Source organism: Stenotrophomonas indicatrix, assembly GCF_002750975.1.
GTDB lineage: Bacteria > Pseudomonadota > Gammaproteobacteria > Xanthomonadales > Xanthomonadaceae > Stenotrophomonas > Stenotrophomonas indicatrix.
Genome location: NZ_PEJS01000001.1, coordinates 3,055,012 through 3,075,903, shown reverse-complemented (window position 1 = coordinate 3,075,903; position 20,892 = coordinate 3,055,012). Strand labels below are relative to the sequence as shown.

The 20,892-nt window shown below is 67.8% G+C and carries 13 protein-coding genes; 11 read left to right on the top strand and 2 right to left on the bottom strand.

The window, feature by feature from the left end; translation table 11 throughout:
* Position 1: 1 nt before the first annotated feature.
* The 4 genes from mrcB (at position 2) to tsaB (ending at position 6,318) form a co-directional block, all read left to right on the top strand.
* Positions 2 to 2,443, top strand: a complete 2,442-nt coding sequence (gene mrcB, locus CR918_RS14210; RefSeq protein ID WP_099843375.1) for a penicillin-binding protein 1B — start codon at positions 2 to 4, stop codon at positions 2,441 to 2,443.
* On the top strand, positions 2,440 to 2,976 hold the full coding sequence (locus CR918_RS14205; RefSeq protein WP_080278370.1) for a hypothetical protein: 537 nt from the start codon (positions 2,440 to 2,442) through the stop codon (positions 2,974 to 2,976). The genes mrcB and CR918_RS14205 overlap by 4 nt, the downstream gene beginning before the upstream one ends.
* A 570-nt stretch (positions 2,977 to 3,546) precedes the next feature.
* Positions 3,547 to 5,595 (top strand): DNA repair helicase YoaA, encoded by a 2,049-nt coding sequence (gene yoaA, locus CR918_RS14200; RefSeq protein ID WP_099843373.1) that lies wholly within the window; start codon positions 3,547 to 3,549, stop codon positions 5,593 to 5,595.
* Between the two features lie 9 nt (positions 5,596 to 5,604).
* Positions 5,605 to 6,318, top strand: a complete 714-nt coding sequence (tsaB, locus tag CR918_RS14195) for a tRNA (adenosine(37)-N6)-threonylcarbamoyltransferase complex dimerization subunit type 1 TsaB (RefSeq protein WP_099843371.1) — start codon at positions 5,605 to 5,607, stop codon at positions 6,316 to 6,318.
* Positions 6,319 to 6,850: 532 nt separating this feature from the next.
* Here the strand turns inward: tsaB and CR918_RS14190 are convergent.
* Both CR918_RS14190 and gshB read right to left on the bottom strand, forming a co-directional pair.
* Positions 6,851 to 7,735 carry an energy transducer TonB family protein gene (locus CR918_RS14190; RefSeq protein ID WP_025877745.1) on the bottom strand — a complete coding sequence of 295 codons (885 nt, stop codon included), beginning with the start codon at positions 7,733 to 7,735 and terminating at the stop codon, positions 6,851 to 6,853.
* Entirely contained in the window at positions 7,735 to 8,682 is a 948-nt protein-coding gene (gene gshB, locus CR918_RS14185; protein ID WP_049466293.1) for a glutathione synthase, read from the bottom strand. Before gshB ends, CR918_RS14190 begins: the two co-directional genes overlap by 1 nt.
* Before the next feature lie 240 nt (positions 8,683 to 8,922).
* Between gshB and pilG the strand changes: the two genes are divergently transcribed.
* The 7 genes from pilG (at position 8,923) to CR918_RS14150 (ending at position 20,876) form a co-directional block, all read left to right on the top strand.
* Entirely contained in the window at positions 8,923 to 9,324 is a 402-nt protein-coding gene (pilG, locus tag CR918_RS14180; RefSeq protein WP_005418455.1) for a twitching motility response regulator PilG, read from the top strand.
* Positions 9,325 to 9,342: 18 nt separating this feature from the next.
* The gene (locus CR918_RS14175; RefSeq protein WP_025877749.1) at positions 9,343 to 9,705 is read left to right on the top strand and encodes a response regulator; all 363 of its coding nucleotides are present in this window, start codon (positions 9,343 to 9,345) and stop codon (positions 9,703 to 9,705) included.
* Positions 9,705 to 10,235, top strand: a complete 531-nt coding sequence (locus CR918_RS14170) for a chemotaxis protein CheW (protein WP_025877750.1) — start codon at positions 9,705 to 9,707, stop codon at positions 10,233 to 10,235. Before CR918_RS14175 ends, CR918_RS14170 begins: the two co-directional genes overlap by 1 nt.
* Before the next feature lie 41 nt (positions 10,236 to 10,276).
* Positions 10,277 to 12,313: a methyl-accepting chemotaxis protein gene (locus CR918_RS14165; protein ID WP_059064855.1), complete on the top strand. Its 2,037-nt coding sequence runs from the start codon at positions 10,277 to 10,279 to the stop codon at positions 12,311 to 12,313.
* 100 nt (positions 12,314 to 12,413) lie between these two features.
* Positions 12,414 to 19,097, top strand: a complete 6,684-nt coding sequence (locus CR918_RS14160) for an Hpt domain-containing protein (RefSeq protein ID WP_099843369.1) — start codon at positions 12,414 to 12,416, stop codon at positions 19,095 to 19,097.
* Positions 19,084 to 20,415, top strand: coding sequence for a chemotaxis protein CheB (locus CR918_RS14155; protein ID WP_099844382.1), 1,332 nt, complete (start codon positions 19,084 to 19,086; stop codon positions 20,413 to 20,415). The genes CR918_RS14160 and CR918_RS14155 overlap by 14 nt, the downstream gene beginning before the upstream one ends.
* The gene (locus CR918_RS14150) at positions 20,412 to 20,876 is read left to right on the top strand and encodes a chemotaxis protein CheW (RefSeq protein ID WP_025877758.1); all 465 of its coding nucleotides are present in this window, start codon (positions 20,412 to 20,414) and stop codon (positions 20,874 to 20,876) included. Before CR918_RS14155 ends, CR918_RS14150 begins: the two co-directional genes overlap by 4 nt.
* Positions 20,877 to 20,892 lie beyond the last annotated feature (16 nt).

The window sequence follows — 20,892 nt, the reverse complement described above, 5'->3', positions numbered from 1 at the left end:
CGTGCCCCGACGCTACGATTCCGACGACATCGACGATTCCGACGACGACCTGCAGGACGATGGCAGCCCGCTCTGGCGGCGCCGACTGATCACCTGGACCATGGCTGCGGTCGCGTTGGGATTGGGTTTCCTGATCCCCTATACGCTGTACCTGAACCAGCAGGTGACGCAACGCTTCGGTGAACTGCGCTGGCAGATCCCGACGCGCGTCTATGCACGCCCGCTGGTACTGATGCCCGGCAAGGCGATGGATGCGGCAACTCTGAAGACCGAACTGGCCGCCTCGGCCTATCGCGATGATGGTCAGGGCAAGGATCCGGCAACCTATGCGGTGCAGGGCGGCCGCTTCGTCATCTCCAGCCGCGGCTACAACGATGTCGATGGACACGTTGCTGCGCGCCGGGTCGAGCTGTCGCTGTCCGGCGGCAGCATCGCATCGTTGCGGGACGCCGACAGCCGCAAGGCGCTGAAGGCGGCCCGCATGGATCCCGCGCGCATCGCCACGCTGTATGGGCAGAAGCAGGAAGAGCGCCGCCTGATCCGCATGAACGAGGCCCCCGACCTGTTGGTCACTGGCCTGCAGGCGGTCGAGGACAAGGACTTCAACCGCCATCACGGCATCGATCTGTCCGGTATCGCGCGCGCGGTCTGGGTGACTGTCCGCTCCGGTGGGCAGAGCCGCCAGGGCGCTTCCACCCTGACCCAGCAGCTGGCCCGCAGCGGCCTGCTGGGAATCGGCAAGGAACAGACCGTCACCCGCAAGTTCAACGAGGTGCTGTACGCGCTGATCATGGAAGCGCGCTATGACAAGCGCACCATCTTCGAGGCGTACCTCAACCAGGTGTATCTGGGCCAGCGCGGCAGCCAGGCGATCCACGGCATGTCCTCCGGTGCCGAGTTCTGGTTCGGCCGTGATCTTTCCTCGCTGGAAACCGAGCAGATCGCGCTGCTGATCGGCCTGGTCAAGGGGCCGTCCTACTACGACCCGCGGCGCAATCCCGAGCGCGCGCTGGACCGTCGCAACTTCGTGCTGGGCAAACTGCACGAGGCGACCCTGATCGACGATGCCGAGTACCAGCGTGCGTTGAAGGCGCCGCTGGGCGTGCCCAAGACCCCGGGCCTGGTGGCAGCCAACCGCTTCCCGGCCTACGTCGACCTGGTGCGTCGCCAGCTTGCCCACGACTATCCGGAATCCGCCCTGCAGGGCGCTGGCCTGAGCGTGATGAGCGGCATGTCGCCGTCCGCGCAGGCTTATGCCGAAGGTGCGGTCACGCGCACCATCAAGTCGCTGGAAAGCAAGCGTCGCCCCGAGCTGCAGGCCGGCCTGGTGATGACCGACGTGCACAACGGTGACGTGGTGGCGGTGATCGGCAGCCGCGAAGTGTCCGAGGTCGGCTTCAACCGTGCCATCGAGGCGCAGCGCCCGGTCGGCTCGCTGCTCAAGCCATTCGTGTACCTGCTCGCACTGGCGCAGCCGGACCGCTATTCGCTGGCCAGTTGGGTCGATGATTCACCGGTCACGGTGCAGCTCAGCCGCGGCCGCAACTGGAACCCGGGCAATGCGGACAACCGCAGCCACGGCACCGTGCGCCTGATCGATGCGCTCGCCCACTCCTACAACCAGGCGACGGTACGGGTGGGCATGCAGGTCGGACCGGAGCGGGTGACCCAGCTGATCCACGTACTGGCCGGGATCAAGGCCGAGGCGAACCCGGCGGTGATCCTCGGCTCGACCGACCAGAGCCCGTACGCGATGGCGCAGCTGTACCAGTTCCTGGCATCGGGCGGCGAGATCCAGCCGCTGCACGCGGTGCGTGGCGTCCTGGATCCGCAGGGCAAGCTGCTCAAGCGCTACGACAAGACCCCGGCACCGGCACAGGAAGGTGACTCGATTGCCGCCAACCTGATCAGCATCGGCCTGCAGCAGGTGGTGGCCAGTGGCACCGCGCAGCGTTTGAACGCCGATGGCCTGGGCCGCCTGCAGCCGGCCGGCAAGACCGGCACCACCAACGATGGCCGCGACAGCTGGTATGCCGGTTACACCGGCGATCACCTGGCGGTAATCTGGATGGGCAATGACCAGAACGAACAGGCCGGCCTGTATGGCGCCACCGGCGCGATGCGGGTGTGGTCGGGCATCTTCCAGCGCCTGCCGACGGCGCCGTTGAAGGTCAGCAACAAGGGCCTCGACTGGCAGCCGGTTGCCGCTACGGGTACCAACAGCACCGATGAAGGCTGCCCGGGCGCGAGGCGATTCCCGTTCGTGGTGGGTTATGCGCCTGCGTATGAACCGTGTGCACCGGCGCCCTTGCCGGACGCGCAGGGCGGTGCGGAAGGCGAGGGCGGCGGCTGGCGCAGCTGGTTCGGCCTTGACCGTAAGCCCGAACCTGCCGCTGAACCTGCCGCAGCACCCGCTGCAGCGACTCCTCCTCCAAGCCGATGATGCCGATGACTATCCGTTCGCTGTTCCAGCCCCTGGTCCTGAGTGGCCTCAGCCTGGCCCTGGCGGCCTGCGTGAGCAGCGCGCCGCAGGTGGTCAAGCCGGTGGACACCACCACGCCCGCACAGCGGCTGGCAGCCGTGGAAGCCGCAGCCGGCCCGGATGACAAGGAACTGTCGGTGCAGCCACTGCGCGATTCCCAGGTTGAGGATCTGCGGCAGACGGCGCTGAGCCAGCGCAAGGCCAATGATCTGGCTGGCGCGGCCGGCAGCCTGGACCAGGCGTTGCAGATCGTGGCCGGTGATCCGTCGGTATTGCAGGAACGCGCGGAACTGGCGCTGCTGCAGGGCCAGTGGGCGGAGGCGGAAACGTTCGCACGCAAGGCTGTGGATCTTGGCTCGAAGACGGGGCCGTTGTGCCGCCGGCACTGGGCGACGATCGAGCAGGCGCGCCTGGCGCGGGGCGAGAAGGAGAATGCGGTGTCCGCGCACGCGCAGATTGAAGGCTGCACGGTGCCGGGGATCAAGCGGTACTGAGTATTCCCCTCCATCGGGCGCTGCCCCCTCTGCGGCGCGCGAATTGATGGTCTGCTGTGGGTTGGCCGGGTGGATGGACTGGGCAGGGGGCGCTGCAAGTACGTCCATGTAAGCTCGGTCGCCGCATCCATGCGGCTCACGCCCCTGCCCAGCCCATCCACCCGGCCACGGACAGTTTCCTGCGGCCGCCGCAGGCAAGAACAAAATCAAACATCAAAAGCGGGTCGCGCGCTGCGCGCACTCGCAGGGGTCGGATCCGTTTTCCGCAGGAGAACGGATCCGACCCCTTCTACTTTCTCCGTTACACCAACCGCTTCCGCTCTGCCTTTGCATGCCGTCACCGGAAAACTGTCGAAGGCGGGGGGCTGTGGGTTTGCGGGGTGTCCGCGGCATGGATACCGCAGCCAAGCCCCCAGGGATGGGTTTACGGCGTCCCCGCAAACCCACAGCCCCCCGCCAGCCCTCAGTACAACCCAGAGCCATGAACAAACGCTGTTGCCGTTGTTGTTGCCGTTGCTCCGGCTTCAAACGGGTGCCGGGCAGCGCCCGGCCGGGTATCCTTTCCACCTGATGTCCGACCTTGTCCATGCCAGCCGCGAAGCCCTCAGCGAAGGCGGCGCGCTCGCCTCCCATCTGGATGCGTTCGTCCCGCGTCCTGCGCAGCTGCGCCTTACCGAGGCCATTGCCGCGTCGATGCAGCAGCGCGACCTGCTGCTTGCCGAAGCCGGTACCGGCACCGGCAAGACCTTTGCCTACCTGGTGCCGGTGCTGCTGTCCGGAATGCGCACCATCATTTCCACCGGCACGCGCGCGCTGCAGGACCAGCTCTACCACCGTGACCTGCCGCGCGTGCGCCAGGCACTGGGCGTCGGCCTGCGCAGCGCGCTGCTGAAGGGGCGCAGCAACTACCTGTGCCGCTACCGCCTGCAGCAGGCACGCGGCGAGCCGCGCTTCTCCAGCCCGGAACAGGCGGCACAGTTCCAGCGCATCCTGGCCTGGTCCGGCCGCTCGGAATCGGGCGATATCGCCGAACTCGATGGCCTGGCCGACGACTCGCCGCTGCTGCCGATGGTCACCTCCACCGTCGACAACTGCCTGGGCAACGAGTGTCCGTTCTGGGATGACTGCTTCGTCGTGCGGGCCCGCCAGCGTGCCCAGGCCGCCGACCTGGTCGTGGTCAACCACCACCTGCTGCTGGCCGACCTGGCGCTGAAGCAGGAGGGCTTCGGTGAACTGCTGCCCGGTGCGCAGGCCTTCGTCATCGACGAAGCCCATCAGCTGCCCGAACTGGCCGCGCAGTTCTTCGGCGAAGGCTTCGGCATGCGCCCCTGGCAGGAACTGGGCCGTGACTGCCTGGTTGAAGCGCGCGGCGTGGGTGGCGCACAGTCTGCACTGCAGGAACCGGTCGATCATCTGCAGCAGGCATTGTCTGCGCTGCGTATTGCGATGGAGGGGCTGCCCGCGCGTGGCACCCAATGGCGCGCGCTGGCAATGCCGCAGGTACGCGAGGGTTTCGATGCGGTGATGTCCAGCCTGGTGGTGCTGGAGCAGGCATTGCAACCGCTGCGCGAAGCCGCTGCTGGCCTCGATGCCTGCCATGCGCGCGCACGTGAGGCGATTTCGCGGCTGGGCCGTTGGCTGGGGGATGAAGAACCCGCGCTCGACTTCGATGCCGATCCTGCAGAAGCGACCGCCGTCGCTGGTGACGTGCTCTGGTATGAATTGACCGCGCGCGGTTTCCGCTGCCAGCGCACGCCGATGGATGTGTCCGCACCGCTGCGCGAACATCGCGAGCGCAGCCATGCCGCATGGATTTTCACCTCCGCCACGCTGACCGTTGGCGGTGGCTTCGAGCACATCGCCACGCGCCTGGGCCTGGATGATCCGCAGACGCTGGTACAGCCCAGTCCGTTCAACTGGCCCGAGCAGGCACTGTGCTACCTGCCTGAAGGCCTGCCGGATCCGGCTGCGCGCGGTTTCGGAACCGCACTGATCCAGGTCCTGCGTCCGGTGCTGCAGGCGTCGCAGGGCAGGGCGTTCCTGTTGTTTGCTTCGCATCGTGCGCTGCGCGAGGCGGCCGAGGCGCTGCGTGATGGGCCCTGGCCGCTGTTCGTGCAGGGCGAAGCGCCGCGCGCGACCCTGCTGCAGCGTTTCCGCGAATCCGGCAATGGCGTGCTGCTGGGCTCGGCCAGCTTCCGCGAGGGCGTGGATGTGGTCGGTGAGGCATTGAGCGTGGTGGTGATCGACAAGCTGCCCTTCGCCACGCCCGATGATCCGGTGTACGAAGCGCGGCTGGATGCCATACGCACCCAGGGCGGCAATCCCTTCCGCGACGAGCAGTTGCCGCAGGCGGTGATTGCCCTGAAGCAGGGCGTTGGCCGCCTGATCCGCAGCGAGACCGACCGTGGCGTACTGGTGCTGTGCGACCCGCGCCTGCTCAACCGGGGTTATGGCAAGGTCTTCCTGCAGTCGCTGCCGCCGTTCCGGCGAACCCGGGCCCTGGCCGATGTGCAGGCCTTCTTTGCGCCACAATGGGCGCCCGTGGCGGATGCCGCTGCCCCGACCGCCGCCGTGGCGGGGCCGGAGCCGGCTCCCGGCGCCACGTTCCCCCTGTTCTGACCCGATCCGATGAAACTGCTCGCCTTTGAAACCGCCACCGAAGCCTGTTCCGTAGCCCTGCATGTGGATGGGCAGGTACGGGAACGTTTCGAGATCGCCCCCCGCCGGCATGCCGAACTGAGCCTGCCGTGGGCGGAGGAGCTGCTGGCCGAGGCCGGCATCAGCCGCCGCCAGCTGGACGGTATCGCGCTCAGCCGTGGTCCCGGTGCGTTCACCGGTGTGCGCCTGGCGATCGCGTTGGCGCAGGGCATCGCGCTGGCGCTGGATCGGCCGTTGCTGCCGGTGTCGACGCTGCAGGTGCTGGCGCTGCGCGCGCCGGTGGAAGAGAAGCAGATCCTGTCGGCGATCGATGCGCGGATGGGCGAGTTGTACGTGGCACGCTTCGAGCGCGTGGATGGACTGCCGGTGGCGCGGGATGCCGAGCGCGTGTGCGTGCCGGCGGCGGTGTCGTTGCCGGAAGCTGCGTCCGTCTACGGCGTCGGCACCGGGTTTGCCGCGGCCGAGGGCGCGCTGGTCGCGCAGCTGGGGGCTGGCCTGCGCCGCTTCGATGCAACGGCGCTGCCACGTGCAGCGGATGTGCTGGCACTGGCGGTACCGGCGTTCGTGCGCGGCGAAGGCATTGCGCCGGAGAAGGTCGAGCCGGCGTACCTGCGGGACAACGTGGCGCTGACGCTGGTCGAGCAGCAGGCGGCGCGGGATGCCAAGGCGAAGGCCAACGGCTGAGCCCCTCGTGGCGGGGTGGTGGGTCGCTGACAGCAGAAGCCGTGGGTTGGCCGGGCGGGTGGGCTGCGCAGGGGGCGCCGTGAATACGTCCATGTAGGCTCGGGCGCGCCATCCATGGCGCTTACGCCCCTGCGCAGCCCACCCGCCCGGCCACGGACAGTTTCCGTGCGCGTTCGCCACGGAAAATCAAAAGAAAATCAAATTCAAAAGCCGGTCGCTTCGCTCGCATCCACGCATGGCGTGGATCTACCGTGCAGGCATGGCGTGGATGCATCGTGTCGACCAAGGTCGACAGCTACCAACAGCAAAGATGCGCCGCGATCGGTCAGGGGTGGGGCGGTGTGGGCTTGCAGGACCGTTGGCGCCATGGATGGCGCCATCGAGCCCCCATGGATGGGTTTACGGCGTGTCCTGCAAGCCCACACCGCCCCGCCAAACCGAACAGCCCAACCGCCGCTCTTGATCTTGACGTTGCAGTTGCCGTTGCTGTTGCTTGCAGCGGGTCCCGGGCCGCAGGCCCGGGCAGAAAACCTCACCGGTCGTCGCGCAGTTCGCCACCGGGCAGGAACACCCACGTGCGGGTGACCTGCAGGATGTCGATCTGGTCTTCGCTGTCGGGCAACGGCGGGAACGGTTGCGCCAGCTGGATCACCCGCAGCGCGGCCTCGTCCAGCAGCGGCGTGCCGCTGGACTTCAACACCCGGCTGCTTTCCACGCTGCCGTCGCGGCGTACCCCCACGCTGATCACCACCTGGCCACCCAGCCGGCGCTGCCGCGCTTCGTCGGGGTAGTTCAGGTTGCCGACCTGCTCGGCGCGGTCCACCCACGCACGCAGGTAATTGGCGTAGGCGTATTCACGCGTGCTGGCCGAAACGAATTTCCGGTTCGGGCGCTTGGCGTACTGCGCCGAACGCAGGTGCACTTCCGCCGCCAGCCGCGCCATTTCAGCATCGCGCTGTTCGCGCGCGGTCATCGGTGCATCCGGTGTTGGTTGCAGCGGGGTAGGGCGCGACTGCGCCACGGCCACGGTGTCCTGGCCATTGCGGCTGCTGACCACCCGCGCCTGCGGCGGCGGCACCGGTGCTGCCGACTGCTGCTGCTGGGGTACCGGACTGATGCCGGCCTGGGCCTGCGGCACGATGCCGGCCTGGTTGTCGCGGGGGCGCTGCGCACGATCGTGCTCGCCACCGCCTTCCTGGCTGGCGGCGGCCAGGAAATCGGCCTGCTTCGGGGTCAGCGCGGTGCGGGTCTGGCTGAAGATCACTTCCAGGGTCGGCACCAGGGGCGCGTCGCCTTTCACGGCAAAGCCGACCCCGAGGATCAGCAGGGCGTGCACCAGCACCGACAGGGCGATGGTGGCGCCCAGCCGCTGCGCTTCACGCGGCGGCGGGGCGAGGACGGCAGGTGCGGCATCCATCAGCGCAGATCGGCCTCGATCGCGTCGAACAGGGTGCCGGCGATGTTCAGGCCGTACTGCGCGTCCAGCTCGCGCACGCAGGTCGGGCTGGTCACGTTGACCTCGGTCAGGTAGTCGCCGATGACGTCCAAGCCGACGAAACGCATGCCACGACGCTTCATTTCCGGGCCGACCTGGGCGGCGATCCAGCGATCGCGTTCGCTCAGCGGACGGCCTTCGCCACGGCCACCGGCGGCCAGGTTGCCGCGGAACTCATCGCCCTGCGGAATGCGCGCCAGGCAGTAATCGACCGGCTCGCCATCGACCAGCAGGATGCGCTTGTCGCCGGCAGTGATGTCGGGAATGAACTTCTGGGCCAGGGCGAGCTTGCGGCCGCCGTCGGTCAGCGTTTCCAGGATCACGTTCAGGTTGGGGTCGCCCTGTCCGCTGCGGAAGATCGAGCGCCCGCCCATGCCATCCAGCGGCTTCAGTACCGCCTGGCCGTGTTCCAGCGCGAAGGCCTTCAGTGCCTTGGCGTCGCGGCTGACCAGGGTCGGCGGGCAGCACTGCGGGAACAGCAGCGCGGCCAGCTTCTCGTTGTAGTCGCGCAGGCCCTGCGGGTTGTTGACCACGCACGCACCGGCGGCGGCAGCGACATCCAGCACCTGGGTGTCGTAGACATACTCGGCGTCGACCGGCGGGTCCTTGCGCATCAGCACGATCTGGCCGGGACCGAATTCGGTCCGGCTGAATGCGCCCAGCTCGTACCAGCCGGCCGGGTCGTCGCGCACCTGCAGGGGGGCGGTCCAGGCCACCGCCACCCCGCCTTCCAGCGCCAGCCCGCCCGGGCGCACGTAGTGCAGGGCATGGCCGCGGCGCTGGGCTTCCAGCAGCATGGCGAAGGTGGTGTCCTTGGCGATCTTGATGTGGGCGATGGGGTCCATCACCACGATGACGTTCAACGGCATGGGTGCACCTGTCAGGCAAGGCGTTGATGGTAGCGGCAACGCCGGCCGTGCGCCTCCCCGGCGATGTGCAACGCAGCGTCCCTTGCCGGGCTGCGCAGTGATTGCCAATCCGGTCACGTTCAGCCCGGCGCCACGCCCCGCGCCACGGACCGCCCTTGAAGCGGGCGCGGGAAGTGCGATATAGATACGCTTTCGCAGCGGCTCCCGCCAAAGATTGGGCCGTGCGCTTGGGGAATGGCAATGACTGAAAACACGACTGCGGGCGGGGAGCTCGCAGGACTCCGGGTGATGGTCATCGATGACTCGAAGACCATCCGCAGGACTGCGGAAACACTGCTGAAGCGCGAAGGCTGCGAAGTAGTGACCGCGACGGACGGTTTCGAGGCCCTGGCCAAGATTGCCGACCAGCAGCCGCAGATCATCTTCGTCGACATCATGATGCCGCGCCTGGATGGCTACCAGACCTGCGCACTGATCAAGGGTAACCAGCTGTTCAAGGCGACCCCGGTGATCATGCTGTCGTCCAAGGATGGTCTGTTCGACAAGGCGCGGGGGCGCATCGTCGGCTCGGAGCAATACCTGACTAAGCCATTCACGCGCGAAGAACTGCTGGGTGCCATCCGCACGTACGTCAACGCCTGACCAGGGGGGAAAGGCACAATGGCTCGTATCGTCCTGATCGAGGATTCACCGACCGACCGCGCGGTGTTCACCCAATGGCTGCGCCGTGCCGGCCATGAGGTGCTGGAAGCGGACAATGCCGAAGATGGCCTGCAGCTGGTCCGCGACCAGGTGCCGCAGCTGGTCCTGATGGACGTGGTGCTGCCGGGCATGAGCGGTTTCCAGGCGACCCGGGCGATGGCCCGCGACGCAGCGATCAAGCACATCCCGGTCATCATCGTCAGCACCAAGGCGATGGAAACCGACAAGGCCTGGGGGCTGCGCCAAGGCGCCGCCGATTACATCGTCAAGCCGCCGCGCGAGGAAGAACTCATCGCCCGGATCAACGAGCTGGTGGCCTGATGCGCTCGCCCTTCGACATTCTTGAAGCCTACGAACGGCGCAGCCTTGCCCACGCGGTGCAGCTGCCCGGGCGGCAGTTCGCCCAGGACCTGTGGCGTGGCGTCGGTTTCCGTGTTGGCCAGCGTCGGCTGGTGTCCGATTTCCGCGAAGTGGTGGAGATCGTGCCGATGCCGCCGGTGACCCCGGTGCCATGCGCGCAGCCGTGGCTGCTGGGCGTGGGCAACCTGCGCGGCAACCTGTTCCCGGTGGTCGACCTGAAGTACTTCCTGGAAGGAGCGCGCACCGTCCAGCAGGAAGGCCAGCGCGTTCTGATCATGCGCCAGGCCGGTGGCGACGTCGCCCTGACCATCGATGAACTGTTCGGCCAGCGCAGCTTCGAGCTGACCCAGCAGATCGAGGCCGGTTCACTGGCCGAGGGACGCTACGGCCACTTCGTCGATCGCGCTTTCCATGCCGATGGCAACGATTGGGGCGTGTTCTCGCTCTCGCTGCTGTCGCGTACCCCTGAATTCCGGCAAGCCGCGGCCTGAGGCCGGGCATCGCCCCCTGCATTGAAAATCGAGGTTGAACGATGAGTACTGCTTCGGATGCCACCAAGTCCGGCAAGCTGCGGCTGGGCGGCAGCAACCTCTGGCTGGCGCTGCTGGCCCTGTCGATGATCCTGTTCGGTGTGAACACCGGCGTGTCCACCTGGCAGGGCAGCCGCCTGGCCGATGCCGGTTCCAAGGCCGCGGACCTGCAGGTGCTGTCGCAGCAGCTGGCCAACCAGGGCCGTGACGCGGTCGGCGGCAACGCGCAGGCCTTCACCGCCTTCAAGGCCACCCGCAACGCGATCGAACAGAACGTGTCGACCCTGCAGGGCCGCTACGGCAACGAGCCGGGCGTGTCCGGGGCGATCTCGACCCTGGCCGACACCTGGGCGCCGCTGGGCAAGCAGGCAGGCCAGCTGGTGGCCAGTGAACCGGCAGTGCTGGCCTTGGCCGGCAACGCCAACAACTTCTCCGGTGCGGTGCCGGGCCTGCAGGCCCAGTTGAACGAACTGGTGCGTGCGATGTCCGCCTCCGGCGCCCCGGCGTCGCAGGTCTACAGCGCCCTGCAGCAGGTGGTGGTCGCCGGTTCGATGGCGCGTCGCGTGACTGAAATCCGCGCCGGCGGCACGGCTGCGGCCGCTGCCGGTGACGCGCTGGCCCGCGACATCACCGTGTTCTCGCAGGTGCTCGACGCGCTGCGCAATGGCAACGAGGACCTGGGCATCACCGCCGTGCGCGGCGCTGCCGCCGTCGCTGCGCTGGAGCAGTCGCAGCAGAAGTGGCAGGCGATGAAGCAGGACGCCGACGCGATCCTGGCCAGCTCGCGCCAGCTGTTCGCCGCGCAGTCCGCTGCCTCCGCACTGGGCCAGGGTTCGGCGAAGATGCTGACCGACAGCCGCAAGCTGTTCGAAGCCTTCTCCTCGTTCGGTTCGGTGTCCGACACCCGCCTGTTCCCGAATTTCTGGATCGGCGTGGTGTCCGGTGCGCTGTCGCTGATCGCGATCATCGGTTTCGTCTCCACCAACGTGCGCAGCCGCTCGCGCGAGCAGGAACTGCGCTACCAGACCCAGGTGGAGTTCAACAGCCGCAACCAGCAGGCGATCATGCGGCTGCTGGACGAAATCTCCTCGCTCGGTGAGGGCGATCTGACCGTGAAAGCCTCGGTGACCGAGGACATGACCGGCGCGATCGCGGACGCCATCAACTACGCGGTGGATGAACTGCGCCACCTGGTGACCACCATCAACGACACCTCGGCCAAGGTCGCGCTGTCGACCCAGGAAACGCAGGCCACCGCGATGCAGCTGGCCGAAGCGGCCGGCCACCAGGCCAACCAGATCACCTCGGCGTCGGACCGGATCGGCGAAATCGCCGCCAGCATCGAACAGGTATCGCGCAACTCGGCCGAGTCGGCCGACGTGGCACAGCGTTCGGTGGTGATCGCCGCCGAAGGTGCCGGCGTGGTCCGCGAGACCATCCAGGGCATGGACCAGATCCGCGACCAGATCCAGGAGACCTCCAAGCGCATCAAGCGCCTGGGCGAATCTTCGCAGGAGATCGGCTCGATCGTGGAACTGATCAACGACATTTCCGAGCAGACCAACATCCTGGCATTGAACGCGGCCGTGCAGGCGGCTTCGGCCGGTGAAGCCGGTCGTGGTTTCGCGGTCGTGGCCGACGAAGTGCAGCGCCTGGCAGAGCGCACCTCCGGTGCGACCCGACGTATCGAGAACCTGGTGCAGGCCATCCAGGCCGACACCAACGAAGCGGTCACCTCGATGGAACAGACCACCGCCGAAGTGGTGTCCGGTGCACGCCTGGCCGAGGACGCCGGCACCGCGCTGACCGAAATCGAGCGCGTGTCCAACGCACTCAATACCCTCATCAAGAACATCTCCATCGCCGCCCAGCAGCAGTCGTCGGCGGCGTCGGACATCACCCGCACGATGGGCGTGATCCGCCAGATCACCGGCCAGACCTCGCAGGGTGCCGGGCAGACCGCCGAGTCGATCGGTCACCTGGCGCAGCTGGCGGCCGACCTGCGTCGTTCGGTCGCCGACTTCAAGCTGCCGGCGTGACACGGGCAGGGCGGCGAGCAAGGAACCAGTCGATGAAGCATTTCCATTCCCCACGCCAGGATCCGCGCGACCGTCGCGCGGCGGCGACCGGAGCGCATCCATGAGCAGCCTGCGCGATGCGATGAGCCACGCAGCCCTGGGCTGGGTCAAGCCCGAGCTGGACGAGACCCTGCGCCTGGTGCGCAACGAGGTCGAGTACTTCGCCGAAGATCCGGCCGACAGCAGCCGCATGCGCATCTGCGCCGGCTACCTGCACCAGGTGCAGGGCACGCTGCGCATGGTCGAACTGTATGCACCGGCGATGGTGGCCGAGGAACTGGAACAGCTCGCCATCGCCGTCGGCAAGGGCGAGGTCGCCGAGCGCGACGAGGCCTGTGCCACCCTGATGCGCGGCAGCGTGCTGCTGCCCGATTACCTGGAGCGCCTGCAGAACGGACACCGTGACATCCCGATCGTGCTGCAGCCGCTGCTCAACGAGATCCGCGCCGCCCGTGGCGAAGCGCTGATCAACGACAGCGTGCTGTTCGCGTTCGCGCCCGATTCGGTGACCGCCACCGAAGCGGAACTGGACCATGCACGCGGCAGCCTCAGCGGCCGCAACCGCGAGCTGCTGGACACCGTTGGCAACGCGGTCAAGGAAGAACTGCTGCAGGTCAAGGACGCGCTGGACCTGCACCTGCGTACCGACGGTTCGCCGCAGCAGCTGCAGGAGCAGGTGACCAAGCTGGGTTCGGTGGCCGATACGCTGGGCATGCTCGGCCTGGGCGCTGCGCGGGGCGTGGTCGTGCAGCAGCGCGACGCGCTGCGCGGGGTTGTCGAGGGCCGCCAGCAGATCGACGAAGACATGCTGCTGGATATCGCCGGTGCGCTGCTCTATGTCGATGCATCGCTGGATGACCAGGTCGCACACCTCGGTGCCAGTGGCAGTGGCCAGGATGATCCGAGCGCGGTGGAGAACCGGCGCACGGTGGAGGTGCTGGCGCACGAGGCGATCGCCAATTTCGCCGCCGCCCGCGAACATTTCGTCGCTTTCATCGAAACCAGCTGGAACCACGCCGAACTGCAGGACGTGCCACGCCTGCTCGGCGATGTCTCCGGCGCATTGCGCATGCTCGACCTGGGCACCGCGGCAGACTATCTGCGTGGCGTGCAGCAGTACATCGAAGCCGAACTGATCGGTCGTCAGCGGGTGCCCAGTGGTCGCCAGCTGGACACCCTGGCCGACGCCATGGCCAGCCTGGAGTACTACCTGGAAGCCCTGCGTGACCGCCGTCCGGGTCGCGAGGACATCCTCGACATCACCCGCAGCAGCCTGGAAGCGCTGCGCTACTGGCCGCTGCCCGAGCGCGGCGTGGTCGCTGCCGAAGACGTGCAGCCGGTCATGCGCGAAGCTGTGGTCGTGCCAGCCGAGCCGCTGCAGATCGAACCGCTGGATATCGACGTGCAGGCCTCCGCGCCGGCACCGGGTGACGTGCCGGCGCCGCTGCCCGATTTCACCTTCGACCCGCTGCCGGAGGCTACGCCCGCCGACAACGGCCTGATGTTCGGATCGCTGGGTACGCCAGCGTTGTCGGCCGAACCGCACGGCACCCCGCCGCCCCTGTTGTTCGCTGCCTCCAGCGCCCCCGCGCCGGAAGTGCCGCAGTGGGAACTGGGTGGATTCGACGCGCCGGCAGGGAGTGCTGCCGAACGCAGCGACGAGCGTGCGCCGACGTTCGACAGCTTCGATCCGGTCAGTTTCGATCCCGTCTCCGCCGAACAATCCGACGCTGTTGCCTGGACGTTGTCCGAAGCGCCGGTGCCGGAAGAGGGCGACACGCAGGCAAGCGCCGTAGACGGCAATGATGACGCCTTCCTGGCGACGTCGTTGGACGAGGCGTCGTCTGCCGCGTCGCTGGACGTGGTCATTTCGCCGGCCTTCGATCCGGTTGCCGCCGAGCAGGACGGCCACACGTCGCTGAGCGACGATGTGGTGTTCCGTTTCGACAGCAGCCTGCTGCACAACGCCGATGACGTGTTGTCGCTGGAGGCAATGGAAACGTTGTCGTTGGACGACGAGCAGGCCTCGCCTGCGACGCTGGAGTTCATTGACGCAGGTGCGGTGGCGCAGGCCGACGATGGCCTGGCCATCACCGAACGGCTCGACTCCACCGTTGACGGCGACGCCGCGATCGATGCCGCAGTCTACGTCGCACCGGCCGTTGATCTGCCCGCATCCGAAGACCTGCCGGCAGTGCCTGCTGCGCCGACCGTGGCACTGGTCGATGTGGATACCATCGCGCCGATCGACTTCAGCGAAGCCGATGCGCAGTTCTTCGCAGAGCTGAATGCCGCTGCCGCCGGCTTCAATCCCCAGGCCATGCCGGCCGCCGTCGTGCCGACCGAAACCGTGCCGCCGGTCGTGGCCGAGGGCGGGTTCGATGCGGGTTTCGACGACGATGCCGAGAACATCGACCAGGACATCCGCGAGGTGTTCCTGGAAGAATTCGACGACGAGCTGGGCAATCTCGGCACGCTGCTGCCGGCATGGCGCATGCAACCGGACAACATGGACCGGCTGCGGCCGATCCGCCGCATTTTCCACACACTGAAGGGCAGTGGCCGCCTGGTCGGCGCACGTACCCTGGGTGAGTTCGCGTGGAAGATCGAGGGCATGCTCAACCGCGTGCTCGATGGCACCCGTGCCCCCACGCCGGCGGTACTGGCGATGGTCGATCACGCATACACGGCACTGCCGCAGTTGAACGCGGCACTGCGCGATGGCCAGCGGGTCAGCGTCGACCTGCAGGCGATGCAGGCCATCGCCGATCGCGTGGGTGCAGGCGAAGAAACGTTCTACGTTGCGCTGCCGGGCGCCACCGCGCCGACGGCCGAGGCGCCAACCGATGCTGCCGCGCCGCTGGACAGCGCCGTGCAGGATGGCGATGCCCCCGCACAGAGCGCTGTTGAAGCGCCGGGTACCCCGGCCAACATCGACAGCGTGCTGCGTGAGATCCTGGAGGCCGAGGTGGAACTCCACCAGGCCACGCTGCAGGGCTGGTTGCGCTCGGCGCAGCAGGCGCCACAGCCGGTCAGCGATGCGTTGCTGCGCGCGGTGCACACCATGAACGGCGCCTTCGCGATGACCGAGGTGCCGGAAATCACCGCCGTCACTGGCGGTGCCGAGTCGTACATCAAGCGTGCACTGGCTGCAGAAGTGGTGCCGGGTGATGACGCCGTGGCGGCCCTGGACGAAACCGCGCAGGCGATCAACGCGACCATGGACGCGCTGCAGGCCGAGCAGCCGCGGATTGCGCCGCAGGCCGAACTGGCGCAGCGCCTGCAGGCGCTGGCCGGCGAGCTGCCGGAAGCACGCTGGCCGATGGCCGGGCTGGACGTCGAGGATGAAGACGAAGACCAACTGCTTCCGCTGGTCGCAGAAGCGGATGCCGCCGACGCCGACATGGTCGAGCCGGTGCATGCGGTGGAGAGCGAGCCGGAGGTCGAACGCGACACCGGTGCCGAGGTGCCGGAGGCGTTGCAGGTCAGCGAGGACGCGTTGAGCGATGCGGGCCTGGAGTCCGCCGAATTGACCGGCAGCGATGATCTGTCGCGCTACTTCGATGCAGGGTGGCCGTCGATGCCGGACGGCCCGGCGCCGGAGTCGACGCTGGAAGTGGCTGCTTCCACGCTCGTTGCCGCGGAAATTGAAGCCGGACAGGCAGTGGCGACATCGGAAGACACCGTATTGGAAGACACCGCGCTGACTGCGGCGGATGATCTGTCGCCGTATCTGGATGCCAGTGCGCTGCCGGTTGACGACCGCGATCCGGATGTCCTGGATGTCGCAAACGACCTGAATACGCCGCTGCCATCCACACCTGAAACGGCGGTGGATGAAGATGCTGCTGCGCTGCCGCTCGACAGCGAGCTGTCCAGCCTGCAGGATGAAATGGCTGTGCCGGGCTTCGCAGACCCGGTCACGCTGGAAGCCGCGCTCGAGGCCGGCCTGCACGTGATCGACGAGGAGCAGGGCCAGGACGAAGACGGGCAATGGCCCGTGCTCGGCCTGCAGGCCAGCGAACTCGCGCCTGGCGAGGCGGAAGCCTTTGCCGAGGATGCGGACGTCGGCGGGGAGGCGGCGGTCGGTGAAGGAGAGAGCACCGACCAGCCGTCCCCGGCGACGGTGGAAGACGTAGGGGCCGCGGAGACGGCGCAGGACGCCATTTCGCCCTCGCGTTTCTTCGAGCTGGAAGATGCTCCGGGCCAGGCTGCCGCGGCAGACAGCGGCATGATCGTGGTGCCGGTTGCGGCAGAGGCTGCGGCGGTCGAGGTCGAACCTGTCGCCTTCGACAGCGTCGATGCGGCGGTGCCGGCGGATGCGCCCCTGCCCGAAGCCCAGACCGAAGAAGCCCAGACCGACTCCGAAGCCGAAGACAGCGCCGACCTGCTCGACTTCAGCATCTATGATCGCGAGCTGGTCGACATCTTCGTCGAGGAAGGCAAGGACCTGCTGGATCATTGCGATGGGCTGATCAGCGAGCTGCGCGAAGCGCCGCAGGACCGCGAAGCCCTGGCCGGTCTGCAGCGCGATCTGCATACGCTCAAGGGCGGTGCGCGCATGGCGGGCATCAATGCCATCGGTGATCTCGGCCACAGCATCGAATCGCTGCTGGAGGCAGTCGCTGGCGGGCGCACCGAGATCGAACGTCGTGATGTGCAGTTGCTGGAACGCGGTTTCGACCGTCTGCACCAGCTGCTGACCCGTACCGGTGAACATCGCATCGTCGAGCCGGCACAGGATCTGCTCGACGCCTTTGAAGCACGCACCACCACCGACATCACCGCCGCTGCCAGCGCAGCTGCAGCCAGTGCTGTCGTCGTGGCGGAGCAGGCCCCGCAGGCGGCTCCGGCCGTGGCCGTGGTCGATGCCCCGTTGTCGGCACCGTTGCCGGTGGAAGGTTCCAGCGAGGAAGACCCGCTGGCCCGTCCGCAGCAGGAACAGGTGCGTGTGCGCGCCGACCTGCTCGACCGCCTGGTCAACCACGCCGGTGAAGTGGCGATCTATCGTTCGCGCCTGGAACAGCAGCTCGGCGCCTTCCGTGGCGCGATGGGCGAACTGGAACGCACCAATGCGCGTCTGCGCGACCAGCTGCGTCGCCTGGACCTGGAAACCGAAGCGCAGATCGTGGCCCGCTACCAGCGCGAGCAGGACCAGGCCGACCAGAAGTTCGATCCACTGGAACTGGACCGTTTCTCCACCCTGCAGCAGCTCAGCCGCGCGCTGAACGAGTCGGCCGCCGATCTGGGTGGCCTGCAGGGCGTGCTGGATGATCTGTCGCGCCAGTACGATTCGCTCCTGCAGCAGCAGTCGCGTGTCAGTTCGGAACTGCAGGATGGCCTGATGCGCGCGCGCATGGTGCCGTTCGACGGCCTGGTGCCGCGCCTGCGCCGTGTGGTCCGCCAGGCCGGCATGGATACCGGCAAGCAGGTTCACCTGACCCTGGAAGGCACCCACGGCGAGCTCGACCGCAACGTGCTCGATCGCATGGTCGCGCCGCTGGAGCACATGCTGCGCAACTCGGTTGCCCATGGCCTGGAAGCGCCGGAACAACGTCGTGCCGCCGGCAAGCCGGAAGAAGGCGAAATCGCCATCCGCCTGCACCGCGAGGGCTCGGAAATCGTACTGGACGTGGCCGATGATGGCGCTGGCCTGGATCGTGAAGCGATCCGCCGTCGCGCCATCGACCGCGGCCTGCTGCCTGCCGATGCACAGCCGAGCGAACAGGAACTGGACAACCTGATCTTCGCGTCGGGCTTCTCCACCGCCGACCAGGTCAGCCAGCTGGCGGGCCGTGGCGTCGGCATGGACGTGGTCGGCAACGAAGTGCGCCAGCTCGGCGGCTCGGTCGACATCCAGTCGGTGCGTGGCCAAGGCGTGCGTTTCACCCTGCGCCTGCCGCAGACGCTGGCGGTCACCCAGGCGGTGTTCGTGCAGATCGGCGAAACCACCTTCGCGGTGCCGGTCGCCTCGGTCAGTGGTATTGGCCGGCTGTCGCACGAGCGCTTCGAAGCAGCCGACAGCAGCTACCGGTACGGTGGCGAAGACTATCCGCTGTACGACCTCGGCAGTCTGGTCGGCCAGGCCCCGGCACGCGCCGACGGCCAGGCCCAGGTGCCGCTGCTGCTGGTCCGCGCCGGCGACCTGCGCGCCGCCGTTGCGATCGATCAGGTGCTGGGCAACCGCGAAGTCGTGGTCAAGCCGGTGGGCCTGCAGATCGCCTCGGTGCCGGGCATCTACGGCGCCACCATCACCGGCGATGGCCGCGTGGTGGTGATCCTGGACGTGGCCCCGCTGGTGCGTCGTTTCCTGGCCAACCCGACCGCGCCGGTGCTGGTCAACGCACCCCGCCAGGAACGCCAGGTGCCGTTGGTGATGGTGGTGGACGATTCGCTGACCATGCGCAAGGTCACCGGCCGCATCCTGGAGCGTCACAACTTCGAGGTGAGCGTCGCCCGCGATGGCGTCGAAGCCCTGGAACAGCTGGAAGAGCGCGTGCCGGACCTGATGCTGCTGGACATCGAAATGCCGCGGATGGACGGTTACGAGCTGGCCACCGCGATGCGTGCCGACCCGCGCTACAAGGACGTGCCGATCGTGATGATCACCTCGCGCAGCGGCGACAAGCACCGCCAGCGCGCCTTCGAAATCGGTGTGCAGCGCTACCTGGGCAAGCCGTACCAGGAGCTGGACCTGATGCGTAACGTGTACGACTTGCTGGGGATTGCCCGTGTCCGTGAGTGACCTCGATCCGGTTCCGGCCGTAGCCCTGCTGGCCCGCCCGGGTGCGGCGCGTGAGCGCCTGCGCGAGGCGTTGGCCCATGCCGACGTGCAGATCGTGCTGGAAGACGATCCCATGACGCTGGAACCGCAGGCGCTGCATGATGCGCGCCCGCAGTTCGTGGTGATCGCGCTGGAAGCGGCCATTGAAGACGCGCTGGAGCGCCTGGAACCGGCGCTGTCAGCACCCGGCTTGACCCTGGTGTTCGACGAGGCTGAACTGGCCGCGCGTCGCGATGGTTGGGAAGCGCAGCGCTGGGGCCGTCATCTTGCCGCCAAGCTGCACGGCCACCAGCAGGTGCTGCCGCCCGGCGCCGAGGACGAACCGGCACTGCAGCTGGAGCCGGGCCTGCCGTCGACGCCGCCGGTGCCGAAGGAAACCGCGCTGCAGCCGCACCTGGAACAGGCCCGTTCGTGGGCCGACGACGTGCCGGCTGATGGTCTCTATTCGCCGCCGGCACATCTGCACGAGCCGATCGCGCTGGAGCAGGCGCTGGCTGCGCTGCAGCCGGTGCTGCCGGAAACGGCAGCGCCCGTGCAAGCCGCACCGGAACCACCGCCGGTACCGGCAGCTGCGCCGTCGGTATTCACCGACCACACGGCCTGGTCGCTGGTTGACGAGGCCAGCGACGCGCCGGCAGTTGCATCGGCTGCCACCTCGACCGGATCGGCGGAACCTGCATTCGATACCGGACATCTTTCACTGGTCGACCTGGACGCTGCCGCGCCTGCAGGCAGTCGCTCCGGCGCACTGCTGGTACTGGCCGGTATCGGCGGTCCCGATGCGTTGCGTCGCCTGCTCGCTGCACTGCCCAGCGGGCTGGCCGTGCCGGTGCTGGTGCACATGCGCCTGGACGGCGGCCGCTACGGCAACCTGGTCAAGCAGATGGCGCGCGTATCGCCGCTGCCGGTGCAGCTGGCCGAAGCCGGCCAGCGCGCCACCGCTGGCGAAGTGCACGTGCTGGCCGATGACATCGGCGTGCACGCTGCTGCCGATGGCCTGTATTTCCAGAGCGAAGCGCAGGGCATCTCGATTGCCGCGTTGTCGGCCGAGCACAGCGCGCTGGTGCTGCTCAGCGGTGCCGATCTGGCCCATGTGGGCCCGGCGTTGGACCTCGCCGCCGCCGGTGCCTGGGTGGCCGGGCAGGTGGGCGAAGGCTGCTACGACCCGGCTGCGGCGACGGCGGTGGTCGCCGCCGGCATGGTGGCCGGTGAACCGCAGGAACTGGCGCAGGTGATCGCCGCGCGCTGGGGCCTGGATGACGACGGAGATGCCGCATGAGCTACGCCAGCAATGATGAGATCCGTGGCGTCCTGATCTCGGCCGGTGCCGAACGGGTTCTGCTGCCCAATGCCACCGTGGCCGAGATGATGTCGCGGGTGCCGGTGCAGGCGGTAGCCGACGCGCCGCGCTGGCTGGTGGGTGAGATCGGCTGGCACGGCTGGCAGGTGCCCCTGGTGTCGTTCGCACGGCTCTCCGGGTTGGGCGAAGAGACAGTGGCCGGCCACAACAAGGTGGTGGTGCTCAAGACCCTCAACGGCAACCCGCAGCGCCCCTACTACGCGCTGTTGACGCAGAGCTTCCCGCAGCTGATTTCGGTACCGCGCGATGGCCTGCTGGCCGACGCGTCCGAGGAAAACCTGCCTGACATCGTGCACATGCGCGTGCTGCTGGGCGAACAGAGCGCGTTGTTGCCGAATCTCGACGCGCTGGAAGCTGCGCTGGATTCGCTGACGGCCTGACCGGAATCCGCCGGGC

Excerpts from the sequence above, each read along its gene's own strand:
- CR918_RS14205 (WP_080278370.1), top strand. The coding sequence starts at position 2,440 with ATGATGCCGATGACTATCCGTTCGCTGTTCCAGCCCCTGGTCCTGAGT.
- CR918_RS14175 (WP_025877749.1), top strand. The coding sequence starts at position 9,343 with ATGGCTCGTATCGTCCTGATCGAGGATTCACCGACCGACCGCGCGGTG.
- tsaB (WP_099843371.1), top strand. The coding sequence starts at position 5,605 with ATGAAACTGCTCGCCTTTGAAACCGCCACCGAAGCCTGTTCCGTAGCC.
- CR918_RS14160 (WP_099843369.1), top strand. The coding sequence starts at position 12,414 with ATGAGCAGCCTGCGCGATGCGATGAGCCACGCAGCCCTGGGCTGGGTC.
- CR918_RS14170 (WP_025877750.1), top strand. The coding sequence starts at position 9,705 with ATGCGCTCGCCCTTCGACATTCTTGAAGCCTACGAACGGCGCAGCCTT.
- gshB (WP_049466293.1), bottom strand. The coding sequence starts at position 8,682 with ATGCCGTTGAACGTCATCGTGGTGATGGACCCCATCGCCCACATCAAG.
- pilG (WP_005418455.1), top strand. The coding sequence starts at position 8,923 with ATGACTGAAAACACGACTGCGGGCGGGGAGCTCGCAGGACTCCGGGTG.
- CR918_RS14165 (WP_059064855.1), top strand. The coding sequence starts at position 10,277 with ATGAGTACTGCTTCGGATGCCACCAAGTCCGGCAAGCTGCGGCTGGGC.
- CR918_RS14150 (WP_025877758.1), top strand. The coding sequence starts at position 20,412 with ATGAGCTACGCCAGCAATGATGAGATCCGTGGCGTCCTGATCTCGGCC.
- CR918_RS14190 (WP_025877745.1), bottom strand. The coding sequence starts at position 7,735 with ATGGATGCCGCACCTGCCGTCCTCGCCCCGCCGCCGCGTGAAGCGCAG.
- yoaA (WP_099843373.1), top strand. The coding sequence starts at position 3,547 with ATGTCCGACCTTGTCCATGCCAGCCGCGAAGCCCTCAGCGAAGGCGGC.